The organism is Streptomyces uncialis (genome assembly GCF_036250755.1).
In the GTDB taxonomy this organism is placed as follows: Bacteria; Actinomycetota; Actinomycetes; order Streptomycetales; family Streptomycetaceae; genus Streptomyces; species Streptomyces uncialis.
Genome location: NZ_CP109583.1, coordinates 2585909 through 2603216 on the forward strand (window position 1 = coordinate 2585909; position 17308 = coordinate 2603216).

The following is a 17308-nucleotide window of genomic DNA, read 5'->3' on the forward strand; positions in this document are numbered from 1 at the left end:
CAACGCGCCGGTCACGTGCCGCTCAGCGGGTTGGGCACGGTCCCGTGGACGGCGGCGTGGGGGCGCTCGGCGCGGTCCCGGTAGCCGTCGAGGTGCAGTCGGTTCCGATTCAGGCACAGGCGGGCGATCTCGGGGGTCAGCAGGTCGAACGTCTCGTAACGTTCCTTGAGTTCCGGGAAGCGGGTCTGGTGCCGGAGGATCTCGGCCCGTACCAGTGACCAGAAGTCGGCCTCCGGCACACCGAGCTGCTGTTCGCACAGGAGCGCGAGGTAGCGGAAGACGCCGACGAAGAGCCCGGAGTGGATGAACTGGATCAGGTATCCGGGCGGCTCGGTGAGAAGCACCTCGCGGACCTCGTCGGGCATGGTGGCGTGCTCGGGCAGGGCCTCGGAGCTGACGTTGACGTCGTCCACGAAGTCCTTGACCGCGAGCCTGACCGGGACGTCCCGCTCGTCGAAGATCACGATGGCGTTCTCGCCGTGCGGTGAGAAGACGGTGCCGTACTTGTAGAGGAACCGCAGCAGCGGTGGCAGCAGGGCGGCGAAGAGATGGCGCAGCCAGGTGTGCGGGGGCAGGCCGGAGCGGGCGACGAGTTCCGCGGTGAAGGCCGTGCCGCCGGGGTCGGTGTGGAGCAGTGCGGCGAGGGTACGGGCGCGTTCGCCCGGGGCGAGGTGCCGGCCGAGGGGTTCGCGCCAGATCGCGCCGAGCAGTTCCTTGTACTGGTACGGCACCTCCCGGAGGGTGTCGTAGACGGGGTGCTCGACGGTGACCGACGCGACCTCGCCCAGCAGGACCACGCCGCACTCCTCCCGTAGGAACGGGTCGGAGTCCCGCAGCCCCAGCATCCAGGCGGTGACGGCGGGAGCCGCGAGGGTGCGTTCGGTGGGCAGCCCGCGCCAGACGAGGGTGTTGAGGACGGACAACGGCAGTTTGAGGGTGTGCCGGTCGGGTCGGGTGACGTTGAGGAACGAGCGGATGGACTGCTGGGGCAGCCGCTGGTCACCGTCGGTGGGGAGCGGGATGATCGCGTCGGCGGCCACCGCGGGGGCGAAGAGCGTCAGCACGATGTCGTCCCACTGCCAGGGGTGCACCGGCAGATAGAGGTAGCCGGACGGATCGACCCCCCTGGCCCGGAGGGTCGCGGCGAACGTGTCCCGGGTCTGCTGCTCCAGCTCCGCGGCATAGAGGTCGGCGGCCCTGTCGAGGCCGCTCACGCCCCGGTATGTGGCGAGGTCCTGGCGGACGGCGAGCCACGGCAGGGTGACCGGGGTGCGCGCTTCCGGGGCCCAGCGTTTCGTGTCGGTGGCCGAGAACCCGATACGGCCCTTGTTGAGGACGAGCCAGGGGTGACCGGTCTGGTGCCCTTCGAGGTCCGCGTACGAGAGGTCCGCGAGGGTCGCCGCCGAGAGCGCGAAGTGGTCGAGCCGCGCGTCGGCGGCGAGGGTGGCGGTCAGTTCCCGGATCACATGGCCGAGGGTCGCGCCATCGATCCCGAGGGTCTTGCGCGCCCGGGCGAGGAACGACAGCGGATCACCGAACGGCTTGGGCCACGCCCCGGCCTCGGTGAGGGTGATCGTCTCGGGGTCCACCTGCCAGCTGTCGTAGGCGTAGCGGCGGGCGTGGAAGGTCAGGTGGGTGGTCGGCGCGTCGAGGACCAGGGTGAAGGGCGCGAATCGCTCGGCGCGGTCCGGCAGGAGGTAGGGCGGGGCGATGTCGCCGTGGAGGTCGTCGTCGGTGCGCGGGGGTGGCACGGGTCCGTGGTGCGGGAACGACATGCGGGCGGACGGCGAGCCGTGGTGAGCGGGCGGCGTGCCGTGGCCCGCCAGGGGTTCCCCGCCGGGGAGAAATCCCTGGACCGGAGACGTTCCGTGGCCCGGGAGCGGGGCAGGGTCCACGCCCGGCACCGGCCGGATGATCTCCTCGTACGCGAACTCCCCGAGCATCTTGGCCAGCAGGCGTCGGCCCACCCGGGCCCAGTTCTCGCTGGTCAGCTCGGGTGGGACGGTCGGCGGGACTACGGCGCCGGAGGGCTGTTCGGCGTACGGACTCGGCACGGGTGCTCCTCGGGGCGGAACCGGATCGGGTCGGGCGGTGTACTAGGAGTGATGGGGGCACAGCGGATCGTCAGGGGATCTGTCCCGGACCATCAGTGCGGCTCGTTTGTCGGGGAGGGCCACCTCGGCGGTGAGTCGGAACCCCGCTCGCAGAAAGGCGGTGACGGAGGGGATGTTGCGCAGATCCGGCTCCGCGACCACCCGGGAGCAGGCGGGCCGATGGTCGAGGATGAGGTCGGCGACGGCCCTGATCAGTAAGGAGCCGAGCCCGCGTCCGCGGCGTATGGCTCCACCGATGAGGAGGTGAACACCTGTGTCATGAGGACGGGCGGGGTAGTGATCGGCGAGCGGATCGAGGTCGGCCCGGTAGATCTCCCAATAGCTCATGGGGGTGGTGCCGAGGACGCCGAGACAGGGGACGCTGCGTCCGTCACCGTCGAGTTGGGGGCGCAGATGCCGCTCGCTGACGGACGGGGGGCCGGCGAGTTCCCAGTAGGCGTCGACAGCGGGCGCGTTTATCCAGTGGGTGATGAGCGGAAGGTCCCGGCCGAGCGAGACGGGGACCAGCCGGAAGCTGCCTGCCGGGGTGGTGGCGGGGCACCAGTCGGCCAGACCGTTCAGGAGGTCGTCGCCAGCAGGTGCTGTCGCCGGAGTCGCACCGTCGGGTCCTTGTCCGGGCCGGAGCACGGAACGGGGGGTGCGAGGGTCGAGGGTCTCCCCTACCGGGTCGACACCGGGTGCGGGCTGGGCGTCGGTGGGTGGCACGGTGGCGTCCTCTCAGCGGAGGGAGCGGTCATGTTCCACAGAGATGAAGGGGGTTGGTGAGTGTGACGTAGACGGACTGGGTGTCGACCGGGCCGACGAGTTCGTCCAGGCCGTGCAGTCGGGTCAGCAAGTTGGCCTTGCAGCGCAGGACCGGGGAGTCCAACAGCAGTGGTGGCAAGGAGGAGCGCAGTCGGGTGGGTCCTGTGGCGGCGTCGGTGAGGAAGCGGCGGAAGGCCGCGATCAGCAGTCGCTCGTCCGCGAGCCGCTGGGACCCGAAGGCGCCGATCAGACCGAGGACGTTGTTGATGGCGAGGTAGTAGGCGAAGCGCTCGTCCGCGACGGCGTCCGCGACGAAGGTGTCGCTCTGCTCCCCGATGCCGGGGAGTCTGCGGTCGAGTTCGGCGCGGCGCGACTCGCGGAAGTAGTAGCCCTGGTTGTCGCGGTACCGGCCGCCGATGGGCCAGCCGTCGTGGTCCAGCAGCAGGAGGGCGTTCTGTTGGTGTGCTTCCAGGGCGATCCCCGCTTCGCTGTCGAGCCACAGCACCGGACGGACCACATGGTGGAGGTACCGCAGGAACCACTCGGTGGCCACCGCTCCGCGTGGTCGGCCGGTGCGTCCGGCAAGCCGGGTGATGATCTCACCGAGTCGGGAGCGCATCGGGCCGGCGGAGGGGTCCGGGGTCCGGCCAGGGGTTCCTGGTAGCGGTCCGGTCCTGTCCCGGACGGTCGGCTGGTCATGGGGCCGGTCGGTGGTGTGGCCTGTGGGCCTGGGTGAGACAAGCCCGGCTACACAGATCGCGGCGACATCGCTGGTGAACGGGTTGTGGCGGATCATCACATCGAGTCCGGCCACGGCTTGTCCGTCGGTTCCGGTCACACCGAGCCAGGCCGGGTCTCGGACGATGTCGAAGCCGGGGTGGGTCGTCTGCCACTGCTCGGCGAGTCCGCTGCGGAGCAGTCGGTGCACTTCCACTCCGCGGTGGAGTTCCTTGCGGAGGTTCTCCCGGCGGGAGTTGGTGATCCGCAGTCCGAGCGACAGTTTGAGCATGGCGGCGGCGCCGGACCGGTAGAGCGTTCGCACGGAGGAGGTGGGGAACCAGGCCGGGCCATGGGCGCCCATGTCGCGCAGGAGTCCGGAGTCGAAGAGGTCCGCGACATCGGGACGCGGGGTGAGCTCCCGCATCTGCCAGGGGTGCAGGGGGAGCGCGGCCCAGCCGTCGGGCAGGGGCAGGGTGGTACCGGCGAGACGGGCGGTGAGCTGCGGCGCGGGGACGGCGCGACCGCGTTCGGTCCAGGCCGAGTCACCGGCCAGCACGGAAGGGGCGACGGCGAGCCAGTGCAGGGGGAAGGAGCCACGCAGCTCGGGTGAGTAGCGATCCGATTCGGTGTCCGAGAGACCCTCGCGGCTCTTCGGGGTGGGGTGCAGGGGGTGTCCGAGCAGCAGCGCTTGCTCGCCGGCGAGGAAGGTGTCGGGGCCGTCCTCGGGTCGGTGCCGTCGGTCGGTGACGAAGGACGAGGTGCGGCGGACCGAGTCCGCGACCCGTCCGGCGAGGTCCGTGGTGTCCGTGTGGCCGGGTGCTTCACGGCCGAGGAGTGCGGCCAGCGTCACCGCGTCGATGGGCGGCGCCGTCTCGGGGGCGCCTTCCAAGTAGGGCGGGCCGAAGCGGTGCCATCCGCTGGCCGACCAGTACCGGACGGCGACGAGAAGGGCGGTGGCACTCGCCGGAAGGGGGATGCGCAGGACGCCGTGTGCGGGGGCGGTCAGATTCAGCTCCCGGACCCAGCAGCGAAGGAGGTTCTCGGTGGCCGCGGCTTGGGCGGCGATCCAGGGGTCGGGGTGGTCGAGCAGGTCGGCGGTGGCACCACGCAGCCGTTCCGTCCCGTGGCTTCCCCCCTTCTGCCGGGGAACCGTACGGGGCTCCGCCACCGACACGGACGGTACGGCGCTCCGGCCCCGTACCGAGAGGTGGGGAGGGTGATCGGGTGCGGGGTTGGCGTTCACGAGGGCTTCCTTGGAGGTTTGTCCGGCCTGTGCGACGACGGGCCCGGTTACTCAGTCTTCTTGGCTTCCTGCGGGGGTCCGGGAATGCGGCGGGGTGGGGGTGGGGCAGTCGGGACGAGCTACATGCGCCGGCTCCCGGTGCGCCGGACCGCGTGACCGGTCCTGGGGCCGACCTGGACCTGAGGCCGGCCTGCTCCCTGGAGCCGGCCTGGGCGTGATCTCTGGGGCTCAGGTCCGGGCCCTGGGTGCCTGGTCGTGGAGTGAGCGGGCAGGTGGGGAGAGGCTCGGGGGCATGGCTGGTCAGCGTCCGGTGGACAGGGTGCGGGCGGTGGTGGTGATCGCGTCGGCCAGTCGGTCGAGCACGGCGGACGCCTGTTCGTCGGTGAGATTGAGAGGCGGGAGAAGGCGGATGACACTGGCGTCACGGCCGCCGAGCTCGATGATCAGACCGCGTCGAAGGCATGCTCGCTGGACGGCTGCGGCGAGTTCAGGGGCGGCGGGTGGTGGGCCCGGGGCGGTGAGCACCGCTGCCGCAGGGTCGACCAGTTCCACCCCGATCATCAGGCCACGGCCCCGGACGTCACCGATGCAGGGCTGCTCGGCAGCGAGGGCCCGGAGCTGGGCGAGCATCCGGGCACCGAGCTGCGCGGCGCGTTCGGCCAGCCCGTTCTCGCGGACATGGGCGAGGGTGGCGGTGCCCGCGGCCATCGCGAGCTGGTTGCCGCGGAAGGTGCCGGCGTGGGCGCCCGGTCCCCAGACATCGAGGTCGTCCCGGTAGACGATGACAGCGAGCGGCAGACTGCCGCCGATCGCCTTGGAGAGGACCATGATGTCGGGCGTCACCCCGCTGTGCTCGACGGCCCAGAAGGCTCCGGTACGGCCGACCCCGGTCTGGACCTCGTCCACGATGAGGGGGATGTCGCGGGCGGCGGTGACGGCACGCATCCGGCGCATCCAGTCGTCCGGGGCGGGGATGACGCCGCCCTCGCCCTGGACGGGTTCGAGGATCATGGCGGCGGGCCGGGGGACACCGGACTTGCTGTCGTCGAGAAGGGACTCCGTCCAGCGCGCGGAGAGTTCGGCGCCGTGAGGTCCGCCGGTCCCGAACGGGCAGCGGTAGTCCTGTGGATAGGGCAGCCGGGTCACCCGTACGTCGCGTGCGCCGCCGGACGCTTCGAGCGCCCCCGCGGTCATCCCGTGGTAGGCGCCGGTGAAGGCGAGGAGTCCGTCGCGGCCGGTGGCCGTCCGGGCGAGTTTCAGGGCGGCTTCCACCGCGTCCGTACCGGCCGGGCCGCAGAACTGGATTCGGGCCCGGCGCGCGAACTCCTCGGGCAGGGTGCGGAAGAGTTCGGTGGTGAAGGCGTCCTTGACGGGGGTGGCGAGATCGAGGACGTGCAGGGGCGCACCGGAGTCGAGCACCTTGCGGATGGCTTCGAGGACGACGGGATGGTTGTGGCCGAGGGCGAGGGTGCCCGCTCCGGACAGACAGTCGAGGTAGCGCCGCCCGTCGGCGCCCTCGATGGTCAGCCCCCGAGCCCGGACGGGCACGATCGGCAGTGCACGGGCGTAGGTGCGTGCCGCCGACTCCCGGGCCGACTGTCTGCGGAGGATGCCCTCATGGGCGGTGGTCACCGCCGAGGGCGCGGGCTCGGTCATGGCCACGGCTGTTGTTCCTCCCGCTGCGGATGTCGTCTGCCCGCCGGAGCGGCGGGTGGGCAGGGGGATGAACGCCGTCAGCGAGTCCCCCGTACGTACCAACGACGGGAGTTGCCGGGGATCACGGGTGATCGGAAGATCCTTGCCGTGACGGAACCGTTGCGGTTCCGTCGGCCGTCCCCCACCGCACCGGCATAGTGTGGGGGGCCGTTCGGCTGTATCGGAGCAGGTGGCGTCACTCATGGCGCCGTTCGTCCGGTCCACCGGACGCCGCACTCGGCAGTACACAGGACCCGAAGCCAGGGGGAGTCACACCATGCGATCCATACGCCCGCTCTTCACCGCGCGCCGTGAAGGGGGCGCGCGCCGTAGAAGGCCGTTGACGGCCGTGGTCGCACTGGGCGCGGCCCTCGCGCTCACCGCGACGGCCTGCGGTTCGGAGGACGACACCGTGGGCGGTCAGCAGACCGGCCAGGCCGCCGACGACGGCAAGATCCAGATACCCGACGACATCAAGAACCGTCTCAAGGATCATGGGATCGATCTGGACAAGTGGCGGGACGGCGCCTGGAAGGACTGGGACAAGGACAAGTGGCTGCGCGAGGCGCAGGACTACGTCAACCCCATCATCGACGGTCTGTGGGACCCGGATCGGATGCGTGACGCCGAGCAGCCCGACCAGGGGGTCGAGGAGGGCGACATCTCCGACGACCAGGGGGTGACCGATCCGACGCCGGAGCCGGTGGACGCGCAGCCGGTGACCGCGCCGTACCGGACGGGTGCGGCCGAGGCGGGCAAGGTGTTCTTCGACGGCCCCGACGGTTCCATGGTGTGCTCGGCGACGGTCGTCAAGGATCCGGCGAACCCGGGCAAGTCCAACCTCGTCTGGACGGCCGGGCACTGTGTCCACGCGGGCAAGAGCGGCGGCTGGTACCGGAACATCGCGTTCGTGCCGTCGTACAACAACAACGGCAAGTCGTCGGCGGAGCTGGAGAGCGCGGCCCGCGAGGAGGTCGCTCCGCTCGGTGTGTGGTGGTCCAACTGGGCGCAGACGTCGACGCAGTGGATCGAGCAGGGCGGTCCGACCGGTGGGCAGGGCGCCCCGTACGACTTCGCGGTGCTGCATGTGACGCCCGAGGAGGGCGGCGACGGACGATCGCTGGAGGAGACGGTGGGCGCGGCGCTGCCGGTCGACTTCGACGCCCCGGAGGCGTCCGAGATCGGGAGCGTGACGGCGAAGGGGTATCCCGCCTCGGCACCGTTCGACGGACAGAAGCTGTTCCAGTGCCCCGACACGCCTGGACGGCTGTCGCTCTCGGCGAACGAGCCGACGATGTACCGGATCGGTTGCACCATGACGGGTGGCTCCTCCGGCGGTGGCTGGATCGCGGAGGGTTCCGACGGTCAGCCCGCCCTTGTCTCCAACACCTCGATCGGCCCGGTGACGGCCGGCTGGCTCGCTGGGCCGAATCTGGGCACGGAGGCGAAGGGTGTGTACGACGCGGTGAGCAAGAAGTTCGCCGGTCAGTAGCCTCCCGACGGCCGGTGTCCGGCAGTCGGGAGCCGTAGCCGTAGCCGTAGCCATAGCCATAGCCATAGCCGTCCGACGGCTGGTATCCGGCATCCGGCGGTGACGGACCCGGGCAGGCTGTCGGGCCTGGACGGAATGGACGCCACACCCATCCGGCAAGCACGGCTTGGCTGTGGAAGGCGAAGGGGTGGTGCTTGGTCCCCCGGGATCAGCGCGACCCCTTCGTGGTGCCGGGTGCCGGGGTCCGGGGTCCGGTGGGCGCCGGGGTACCGGGGTTGCCAGAGGCGGAATCCCTGTCCACCCGACGACGACGGCCCTGTGCCGGTCCCTCCAGGGAGGGACCGGCACAGGGCCGTCGATCATGACTGCTACGGGCCTGGCGGCGGTGCCGCGAGGGCCCCGGTACGACGAGCAAGGGGCGGAGCACTCAGGCGCCGCCCCCGCTCCTCACCGGATCAGGCTGTGGCCGACGCCTGGGGAGCGTACGGCGCCAGGTCGGCCGCCAGTTCCTGATGCACCCGGGCCTTGAGCAGGGTGCCCTCCGGGGTGTGCTCCTCGGAGATCACCTCGCCGTCGGAATGGGCGCGGGCGACGAGCTGACCGTGGGTGTACGGCACCAGGGCCTCGACCTCGACCTCGGGCCTGGGCAGTTCCGAGTCGATCAGCGCGAGCAGTTCCTCGATGCCCTGGCCGGTGCGCGCGGAGACGGCGAGCGAGTGCTTCTCGATCCGCATGAGTCGCTGAAGGACGAGCGGGTCCGCCGCGTCCGCCTTGTTGATCACGACGATCTCGCGCACATGGGTCGCGCCGACATCGCGGATGACCTCGCGCACGGCGGCCAGCTGCTCCTCCGGTGCCGGGTGGGAACCGTCGACGACGTGCAGGATGAGATCGGAGTCCCCGACCTCTTCCATGGTGGAACGGAACGCCTCGACCAGGTGGTGCGGCAGATGCCGGACGAATCCGACGGTGTCGGCGAGCGTGTACACCCGGCCGCCCGGGGTCTCGGCCCGGCGCACGGTCGGGTCGAGGGTGGCGAAGAGGGAGTTCTCCACGAGTACTCCCGCACCGGTCAGCCGGTTCAGCAAGGAGGACTTGCCGGCGTTGGTGTAGCCCGCGATGGCGACCGAGGGGACCTTGTTACGCCGACGTTCCTGGCGCTTGATCTCGCGGCCGGTCTTCATCTCCGCGATCTCCCGGCGCATCTTGGCCATCTTCTCGCGGATACGGCGCCGGTCCGTCTCGATCTTGGTCTCACCAGGGCCTCGGGTGGCGAGACCGCCGCCCTTGCCGCCGCCCATCTGACGGGACAGCGACTGACCCCAGCCGCGCAGTCGCGGAAGCATGTACTGCATCTGCGCGAGCGCGACCTGCGCCTTGCCCTCACGGGACTTGGCGTGCTGGGCGAAGATGTCGAGGATCAGGGCCGTACGGTCGATGACCTTGACCTTGACGACATCTTCCAGGTGGATGAGCTGGCCCGGGGAGAGCTCTCCGTCGCAGATGACGGTGTCCGCGCCCGACTCGATCACCAGATCGAGCAGTTCGCGGGCCTTGCCCGAACCGATGTACGTGGCCGCGTCGGGCTTGTCACGGCGCTGGATCACGCCGTCCAGCACCACCGCGCCGGCGGTCTCGGCCAGGGCGGCGAGCTCCGCGAGGGAGTTGTCCGCGTCCTGTGCGGTGCCGGAGGTCCACACCCCGACGAGAACCACACGCTCCAGGCGGAGCTGGCGGTACTCGACCTCGGTGATGTCCTCCAGCTCGGTGGAGAGACCCGCCACGCGCCTGAGGGCCGCGCGTTCGGAGCGGTCGAGCTGCTCGCCGTCCCGCTCGCCGTCGATCTCGTGGCTCCAGGCGACGTCCTCTTCCATCAGGGCATCGGCCCGAAGACCTTCGGTGTAGTTCTGAGCGAAGTTCTGCGTGTCCTGGGAAGGGGATGAAGAGGAGGTCATTTGATCCTTACGCCGTGGGGAGAGGTGGCTGGACGGGTGCCGACCCGACCGTACGACGAGCTGATGCCCGTCACTTCGTCAACGTGCGGGGCCGTCCGGAGATTCCCGGAGGTCCCGCTTCCGGCCGCGTTTCCTCGTGGAAGCGGAGGCGTCGCCGACCTGATGATGGTCGCACGGCACGGGCCGTCTCGTCACTGAGGTTTTCCGCAGAGCGCACTGAGGTTTTCCGCAGTGTCCATCGCCCGGCCCGGCCCGGACCGGACCGTGGCCGGGGAGCCGGTGCCGCCTGAGCGGGAGGAGCAGCCAGGGCCGGAGCAGGCGGGGCAGGAACAGGCCCGTGCGCGGTTCGGCCGGGGCGGCCTCACCAGGTGAGGCCGGCATCGTCGGGCGGTCGGCGTCATGGCCGGTGGTGGTGGGCCGTCGGGGCGGTCGGCTCGGCGTCGGGCGACTCGCCGCGCGAGGTGGCCGGGGGCGGTGGATCGCTCCATTCGGGATGGCCGGGCATGGGCGGTGTCGTCGTGCCGTGCAGCCAGCCCTGGAAGAAGTCGCGCAGGTCGCGCCCGGAGACCGCGGACGCCAGATCGGTGAAGTTCTCGGTGGTAGCCGTGCGGTCACGGTAGGTGGTCACCCAGAGGCGTTCGAGCCGCTCGAAGGCGCGGTGGCCGATCTTCTGCCGCAGGGCGTACAGGACGAGCGCGCTGCCCTCGTACACGATGGGGCGGAAGATGCTGATCTTCTGGCCGGGCTGTGCCGCCTTGGGCATGGCCGGCGGTCCTCCGGAGGCCCGCCACTCGTCGGATCTGAGGTAGGCGTCGCGCATCCTCGTTTCGAGCGGCCGGTGCCCGTTCTCGTCGGCGTGGACGGCCTCGTACCAGGTGGCGTGTCCTTCGTTGAGCCAGAGGTCGGACCACGCGCGCGGGGTGACGCTGTTGCCGAACCACTGGTGGGCGAGTTCGTGCACCATGATCGATTCGATGTACCAGTCGGGGTATCGCCCGCCGAGCAGGAGGTCACGTTCGAACAGGGACAGGGTCTGTGTCTCCAGTTCGAACCCGGTGCGTGCCTCCGCGACCAGCAGCCCGTATGTCTCGAAGGGGTAGCCGCCGACCTTTTCCTCCATCCAGGTGATCTGTTCGGGGGTGCGGCGCAGCCAGGGTTCGAGGGTGTCGCGGTCCTTGGTGGGGACGACGTCGCGCAGGGGCAGTCCGTGCGGGCCGTCCCGGTGGACGACGGTGGAGGCGCCGATGGACACCTGGGCCAGTTCGGTGGCCATGGGGTGGACGGTGCGGTAGGTCCAGGTGGTGGTCCCGCCGTCCCGGGTGACACCGGCGGGCAGTCCGTTCGCGACGGCTGTGAGGGCGCTGGGAGCGGTGACACGGAAGGTGAAGGCGGCCTTGTCGGAAGGGTGGTCGTTGCAGGGGAAGACCCGGTGGGCGGCGTCGGCCTGGTTGGCCATGGCGAGCCCGTCGGTGGTGCGGACCCAGCCGCTGTCGTTGTCTCCGCCGGGTGCGGGATCACTGGTGTGATGCACGGTGACGCGCAGGTGAGTGCCCCGTGGGACGGTCGTGGCGGGGGTGACCACCAGGTCCTCCTCGACGGCCGCCCAGCGCGCGGGGGCGCCGTTGACGACGACGGAGGTGACCCGGCCGTACGCGAAGTCGAGATTGAACCGCTCCAGCCGGTCGACGGCGAGTGCGTCGATCCGGGTCACCGCCGCCAGGGGCTTGTCGTTGCTGCCGGGGTAGGTGAAGGACAGGTCGTAGGCGGTCACGTCGTAGCCGGGGTTGCCGAGGTTCGGGAAGAGCCGGTCGCCGACGCCCAGCGGGACGGCCGGGGCGGGGACGCTCGCGGCGACCAGGGAGAAGGTGGCGGCGACGGCGAGCAGCGCGCCTCTGGTCCGGGGTGCCTTGGGGCCGGGCGGCCGGGACGGCCTGGGGGCCCTGGAACGGTCGATGAGCAACATGGATCACCGCTACCAGCGGTCGGCCCCCGTGCCGTGGCGACGCGCGCCAGGCGCACCCGAACGAGACCCACGCGCGCGGGTCGTGTCCCGGCCCGTCACCCTCCACGCGCGCGTGGAGGGTGCTTCTACGGTGCGGCGCCCGCCGGGTGCTGTGCGCGGCTGACGTCGTACACCCCCGCGACGTTCCGCATGGCCTTGATGAGGGCGGGGAGCCGGGCGGCGTCGGGGAGTTGCAGGGTGTAGGTGTGGCGTACCTGCTGACGGGCGGGGGGCTCGACGGTCGCCGAGACGATCGCGACGCCTTCCTGGGCGATGGCCTCCGTCAGGTCGGCGAGCAGATGGGGGCGGCCGAACGATTCAGCGACGAGGGTGACGCGGTACTCGGAGGTGTCTCCCCAGCGGACGCCGACGGCGGGGCGTCCCGCGCTCAGCATGCGGGTGACGGCGGAGCACCGGACGCGGTGGACGGTGGCCGCTCCCCCGCGGACGGCGAAGGCCGTGATCTCGTCCGGGGGCACGGGCGTACAACAGCCCGCCAGACGGACGGAGGCGCCGGGCAGGTCCACGACGGCCCCGGCGGCCCCGGGACGGGCGGAGGGAGCCGTCACGGGCGTCCTGGGGGCGTTCTGGGGGGTCTCGGTGTCGTCGGGGTGGGCGGCGAGCCAGCGGCCGATGGCGATCCTGGCGCCGGGGGTTACCGCGTGGTCCAGCCACTCCCTGGAGGGCCCGGACGAGGTGTCCTGGCTCATGAGGAGATGGACGGTGTCGCCGTCCCGCAGCACGGTGCTGAGCGTCGCCAGACGGCCGTTGACGCGGGCCCCGATGCAGGCGTGGGCGTCCTCGCCGTACCGGGCGTACGCGGCGTCCACGCAGGTGGCGCCCGCCGGGAGCCCGAGGGTGCCGCCGTCGGTGCGGAAGACGGTGATCTCCCGGTCCTGGGCGAGGTCCGCGCGCAGCGTCGACCAGAAGGTGTCGGGGTCGGGCGCGGCGCGCTGCCATTCCAGGAGCCGGGAGAGCCAGCCGGGCCGGGTGGGGTCGGCGCGCTCGCCTTCGGGCAGCATGCCGCCCAGGGTGGCGTCGGCCGTGCCGGGTGCCGCGGCGACGGGAACGGCAACCGGCTCGTCGGTGCCGGTGTACGGGTTGCCGAGGGCGACGACGCCGGCTTCGGCGGCCTTGTGCATCTGGTGGGTGCGGATGAGGACTTCGGCGACCTCGCCGTCGGTGCGGGCCACCGCGGTGTGGAGCGACTGGTAGAGGTTGTACTTGGGGACGGCGATGAAGTCCTTGAACTCCGAGACGACCGGGGTGAAGCAGGTGTGCAGTTCCCCGAGGACCGCGTAGCAGTCGGCGTCCTCGTTGACGAGGACCAGCAGGCGTCCGAAGTCGGCGCCGCGCAGCTCGCCGCGCTTGAGGCGGACCCGGTGCACGGAGAGCAGATGCCGTGGCCGGATGAGGACATCGGCCGGGATGCCCGCTTCCCTGAGGACCGCGCGTACCGCGTCGGCGGTCTCGGTGAGCGGGTCGTCCGCGCGGGCGTCGTTCTCCGCGATCAGGTGCCTGGTGTACGCGTACTCCTCGGGGTGGAGGATCGCGAAGACGAGGTCCTCCAGCTCCGTCTTGAGCGCTTGGACGCCGAGGCGTTCCGCGAGGGGGATGAGGACATCCCGGGTGACCTTGGCGATGCGTTCCTGTTTCTCGGGGCGCATGACGCCGAGGGTGCGCATATTGTGGAGCCGGTCGGCGAGTTTGATGGACATCACCCGGACGTCGTTGCCGGTGGCGACGAGCATCTTGCGGAAGGTCTCGGGTTCGGCGGCGGCCCCGTAGTCGACCTTCTCCAGTTTGGTGACGCCGTCGACGATGAAGCAGACCTCTTCGCCGAACTCCTGGCGTACCTGTTCCAGCGTCACTTCGGTGTCCTCGACGGTGTCGTGGAGCAGCGAGGCGGTCAAGGTGGTGGTCTCCGCGCCGAGTTCGGCGAGGATCAGGGTGACGGCGAGCGGGTGTGTGATGTACGGCTCACCGCTCTTCCGCATCTGTCCCCGGTGGGAGGACTCGGCGAGCACGTACGCGCGGCGCAGGGCGTCCAGCGCGGCGTCGGGGTGGTGGGCACGGTGGGCTTCGACCACATGCCCGATGGCGTCCGGCAGCCGGTCCCTGCTCGCGGGCCCCAGCAGGGCGGCGCGGCCCAGTCGGCGCAGGTCGATGCGGGGGCGGCCGCGCCTGCGGTGGGCTCCGGGCGTCAGGGAGTCTGGGGTCGCAGGGTTTGTGGCCTCCGCGCTCATGGGCACCTCCGGCTGCGTCGACCGGCGGTGCGGAAAGGTCGCCTCCAGGCGTTCAACTGCTGGAGGTGTGCGGGTGGTCTCCCGTCCGGGCCGGTGCTTGATGCTACCGAGCTCACCACGTCCGGCGGACCGGCTCTCGACGAGCGTGAAACGGATCACCCGTTCGTGGGAGTGATCGTGGGTTTACACATCCGGGAACGGGGAGATGGGTTCCGGCCAGGGTGAGCTTTTTCAGCCGTACGGCGTAGCCGTGGGGGGCGCCACGCGACTTCGGGCGCCCCGTTGCGCGCGCCCCGGAGGCGGCGTCTCGAAAGGTTCTTCGAGGAGTGCGGGGAGAACGCGGACACGACGTCCCACGCGCGGGACGTCACGGGATGGGCTCGATAGTCCCGCGCGCGGGGCTGTCATCGGGGACACGGGCGGGCGCGCTGCGCGGCTCGCTGCCACGGGCGGGTGCCATGCGGGTCGGGACCCACAGGCGGGTGTCGTACGCGGGTGCCCTAAGCGGCCATGGGGCGGGTGCAGCCGGAGAGCGTCGCCCCGCGCGCGAGGGCTCGGACAAGCCCCGGGGGGTCGACCTCAGTGGCGCGAGCCGGACGGGGGGTCAGCGCAGGCGGGCCACTCGCCACACGGCGAGGGCGACGACAGCGGCGACGACGACCACGTAGAGGGCGATGACCCGCCAGTCGGGGCGGCGGCCGGAGCCGCGCTGCGGCAGGCCCGGCCAGGTGTAGCCGACCCGGCGGGCGGCCATCATGCCCCAGCCCGCGGCGCAGGAGCAGATGAGCAGGCCCAGCATGGCGACGACCGCACCACCGTCACCGAACTCGAAGGCGAGCGGGAAGGCGAACATCAGCGAGCCGAGAGCGCCGAGTCCGACGATCGGGGCGAGCTGCCACAACCGCAGTTTGCCCCGGGGCCGCAGTTCCACCTCGACCTCGGGCCCGGTGTCGATCACGTCGGCCGTGAGGCCGTCGACCGGGACGATGCCGGAGATGCTGTCGGGTCCGTCAGGGGTGAGTCCGTCGCCCGCCTGGGGCGGTACCCGCGGGGTGCGGGCGGCGTCCGCACGCGCTGTCCCGTGCTGGTCGCCTGGTGCGGTGTCACGAGGGCCGGCCTCCATCGCCACGCGCCCTCCCACTTCGGACTTCACTGGTCGATCGTCGCTCGATGATGGCACGGCACAGGGGGCCGGGATGACGGCCGGAGCGTCCCGATGCCATCACGTGATCAGGCTGTGACCGCTCGTTCGAGCAACGCCAGGGCACGTGCCGGGAGTTCCCGGTGATCCGGCAGGGCGCCACTGAGCCAGTGGACCCGCGGGTCGCGGCGGAACCATGAATCCTGGCGGCGCGCGAAGCGCTTGGTGGCGCGGACGGTCTCGTCCCGCGCCTCCCGTTCGCCGTACTCCCCCGCGAGCGCGGCGAGCACCTGCTGGTAGCCGAGGGCCCGGGCGGCGGTACGGCCCTCACGCAGTCCCCGCTCCTCCAGTGCCCGCACCTCGTCCACCAGGCCGGCCTCCCACATACGGTCCACGCGCGTGGCGATGCGCTCGTCGAGTTCGGCGCGGGGGACGTCGACACCGATCTGCACGGTGTCGTAGACGGACTCGTGGCCGGGAAGATTGGCCGTGAACGGCCTGCCGGTGATCTCTATCACTTCGAGGGCGCGCACGATACGGCGGCCGTTGCTCGGGAGGATCGCGCGGCCTGCGTCGGGGTCCGCGGCCGACAGTCGCGCGTGCAGGGCTCCGGAGCCGCGCAGGGTCAGCTCGTCCTCCAGCCGGGCCCGCACGACCGGGTCGGTGCCGGGGAACTCCAGGTGGTCGATGGCGCCGCGGACGTAGAGGCCGGAACCGCCGACGAGGACGGGCCAGCGGCCCTCCGCGAGCAGCCGGTCGATCTCGGCACGGGCGAGGCGCTGGTATTCGGCGACACTCGCGGTCACCGTGACGTCCCAGATGTCCAGCAGATGATGCGGGACACCGCCGCGTTCCCCGGTCGTCAGCTTGGCGGTGCCGATGTCCATCCCCCGGTAGAGCTGCATCGAGTCGGCGTTGACGACCTCGCCGCCGAGTCGCTGGGCGAGGAAGACGCCCAGATCGGACTTTCCTGCCGCGGTCGGCCCGACGACGGCGATGACCCGCGGCGCGGGGGGTGCGGTACTCACCGCCCCAGTCTCGCAAACCTCGCGCCCCTTCCCGAACGAGTTACGTGACGGCACGCGCGCGGGGTCGTTGCCTGTTGCGAGGTCCTGGCGCCGGATTCGAGAACGGGGAACCCGGGGCGACGCAATGGGACGCACCGGACGGCGAGGGATTTCGCCCGAACGAGCAGGGTATGGAGTAGTTATGAGCGTTTTCGCACGGTTTCTCCGCAAGCCGAAGGGTGCGGAGGAGGCGTCGACGGCCAAGGCTGCGGATGTGACACCGGCAGCCGACGCCCCGGCCGAAGAGGGGTCGGCCCCTTCGGCCGCCTCGGACGCGCCGGAGGCCCGCACCGAGGACGCTCCCCGGAGTGATGTCCAGGAGAAGTCCGCGAAGGCTGCGCAGACCCCGGACGCCGCCGGGTGCTGCACGAGCAGGACGGGGGCGGTGGCGGAGCCCGTCGAGATCCCCAAGCAGCAGTCCGCCGAGCAGGCGGCGGACAACGAAGCGGGTGAGGGCGCCCGCAAGTAGCGGTCGCCCGCTCACCGATCCGGTCGTCGTCCGGTCGGCCCGGCCTCGGTCGCGAGTACAGCGACAAGATCCACCCGGGCTCCGGCGAGGCCGAGGACACCCTGGACCGGCCGACCACGAAACCCCCACCGGACGGCGCCGCCCCACCGAGTGCCACGAGCGGCCCGGCCGGGCAGGGACCCGAGGCCGGGGAACGGTCCGCGGACGGTCGCGCCGCAGGGCCCGGGTCCAAGGACGCCCAAGGCTCGCCGGAGGCCGTACGGGCCCCGCTGACGGCGGCGGGGGCACCGCGGGCAGGCCGGACGCCTCCTGGACCGGACTCGGCGGCCTGAGGCATGATCTGGGCGGCTGATGGGGCGCGTCCCGCCCCATCAGCCGCCCCCCCGTGGCCCGCCAGCCACCCGCTCCCCGTGGTCGACC

Annotated in this window: 12 protein-coding genes; 3 read left to right on the forward strand and 9 right to left on the reverse strand. The window is 71.4% G+C overall.

All coding sequences use genetic code 11. From position 1 onward, the window contains the following. Window positions 1-11: 11 nt before the first annotated feature. The 4 genes from OG711_RS10515 to OG711_RS10530 all read right to left on the reverse strand — a co-directional run bounded on the left by OG711_RS10515 (window position 12) and on the right by OG711_RS10530 (window position 6483). Window positions 12-1943, reverse strand: a complete 1932-nt coding sequence (locus tag OG711_RS10515; protein WP_079184788.1) for an IucA/IucC family protein — start codon at window positions 1941-1943, stop codon at window positions 12-14. A 153-nt stretch (window positions 1944-2096) separates the two neighbouring features. Continuing rightward, entirely contained in the window at window positions 2097-2819 is a 723-nt protein-coding gene (locus OG711_RS10520) for a GNAT family N-acetyltransferase (RefSeq protein WP_405673139.1), read from the reverse strand. Between the two features lie 28 nt (window positions 2820-2847). After that, window positions 2848-4821 carry an IucA/IucC family protein gene (locus OG711_RS10525; protein WP_405673141.1) on the reverse strand — a complete coding sequence of 658 codons (1974 nt, stop codon included), beginning with the start codon at window positions 4819-4821 and terminating at the stop codon, window positions 2848-2850. 300 nt (window positions 4822-5121) lie between these two features. Beyond that, window positions 5122-6483 carry a diaminobutyrate--2-oxoglutarate transaminase family protein gene (locus OG711_RS10530; protein WP_073789374.1) on the reverse strand — a complete coding sequence of 454 codons (1362 nt, stop codon included), beginning with the start codon at window positions 6481-6483 and terminating at the stop codon, window positions 5122-5124. 310 nt (window positions 6484-6793) lie between these two features. On the opposite strand from OG711_RS10530, the gene OG711_RS10535 reads away from it, so the two are divergent. After that, a complete protein-coding gene (locus tag OG711_RS10535) occupies window positions 6794-8008 on the forward strand; it encodes a trypsin-like serine peptidase (RefSeq protein WP_073789372.1) in 1215 nt (404 codons plus the stop codon). A 455-nt stretch (window positions 8009-8463) separates the two neighbouring features. Here the strand turns inward: OG711_RS10535 and hflX are convergent, their stop codons facing one another. Then, window positions 8464-9963, reverse strand: a complete 1500-nt coding sequence (gene hflX, locus OG711_RS10540) for a GTPase HflX (protein WP_073789370.1) — start codon at window positions 9961-9963, stop codon at window positions 8464-8466. 231 nt (window positions 9964-10194) lie between these two features. Between hflX and OG711_RS10545 the strand changes: the two genes are divergently transcribed. Then, window positions 10195-10335 carry a hypothetical protein gene (locus OG711_RS10545; RefSeq protein ID WP_266507577.1) on the forward strand — a complete coding sequence of 47 codons (141 nt, stop codon included), beginning with the start codon at window positions 10195-10197 and terminating at the stop codon, window positions 10333-10335. A gap of 25 nt (window positions 10336-10360) precedes the next feature. Here OG711_RS10545 and OG711_RS10550 read toward each other — a convergent pair whose 3' ends face one another. The 4 genes from OG711_RS10550 to miaA all read right to left on the reverse strand — a co-directional run bounded on the left by OG711_RS10550 (window position 10361) and on the right by miaA (window position 16380). Beyond that, the gene (locus OG711_RS10550; RefSeq protein ID WP_266507579.1) at window positions 10361-11926 is read right to left on the reverse strand and encodes a M1 family metallopeptidase; all 1566 of its coding nucleotides are present in this window, start codon (window positions 11924-11926) and stop codon (window positions 10361-10363) included. Between the two features lie 125 nt (window positions 11927-12051). Further along, window positions 12052-14211 carry a RelA/SpoT family protein gene (locus OG711_RS10555; RefSeq protein WP_073789366.1) on the reverse strand — a complete coding sequence of 720 codons (2160 nt, stop codon included), beginning with the start codon at window positions 14209-14211 and terminating at the stop codon, window positions 12052-12054. A gap of 604 nt (window positions 14212-14815) precedes the next feature. Further along, window positions 14816-15334: a hypothetical protein gene (locus OG711_RS10560; RefSeq protein WP_266510313.1), complete on the reverse strand. Its 519-nt coding sequence runs from the start codon at window positions 15332-15334 to the stop codon at window positions 14816-14818. Window positions 15335-15441: 107 nt separating this feature from the next. Then, the gene (gene miaA / locus OG711_RS10565) at window positions 15442-16380 is read right to left on the reverse strand and encodes a tRNA (adenosine(37)-N6)-dimethylallyltransferase MiaA (RefSeq protein WP_073789362.1); all 939 of its coding nucleotides are present in this window, start codon (window positions 16378-16380) and stop codon (window positions 15442-15444) included. Window positions 16381-16561: 181 nt separating this feature from the next. Between miaA and OG711_RS10570 the strand changes: the two genes are divergently transcribed. Then, entirely contained in the window at window positions 16562-16888 is a 327-nt protein-coding gene (locus tag OG711_RS10570; protein ID WP_266507583.1) for a hypothetical protein, read from the forward strand. Window positions 16889-17308: the final 420 nt, after the last annotated feature.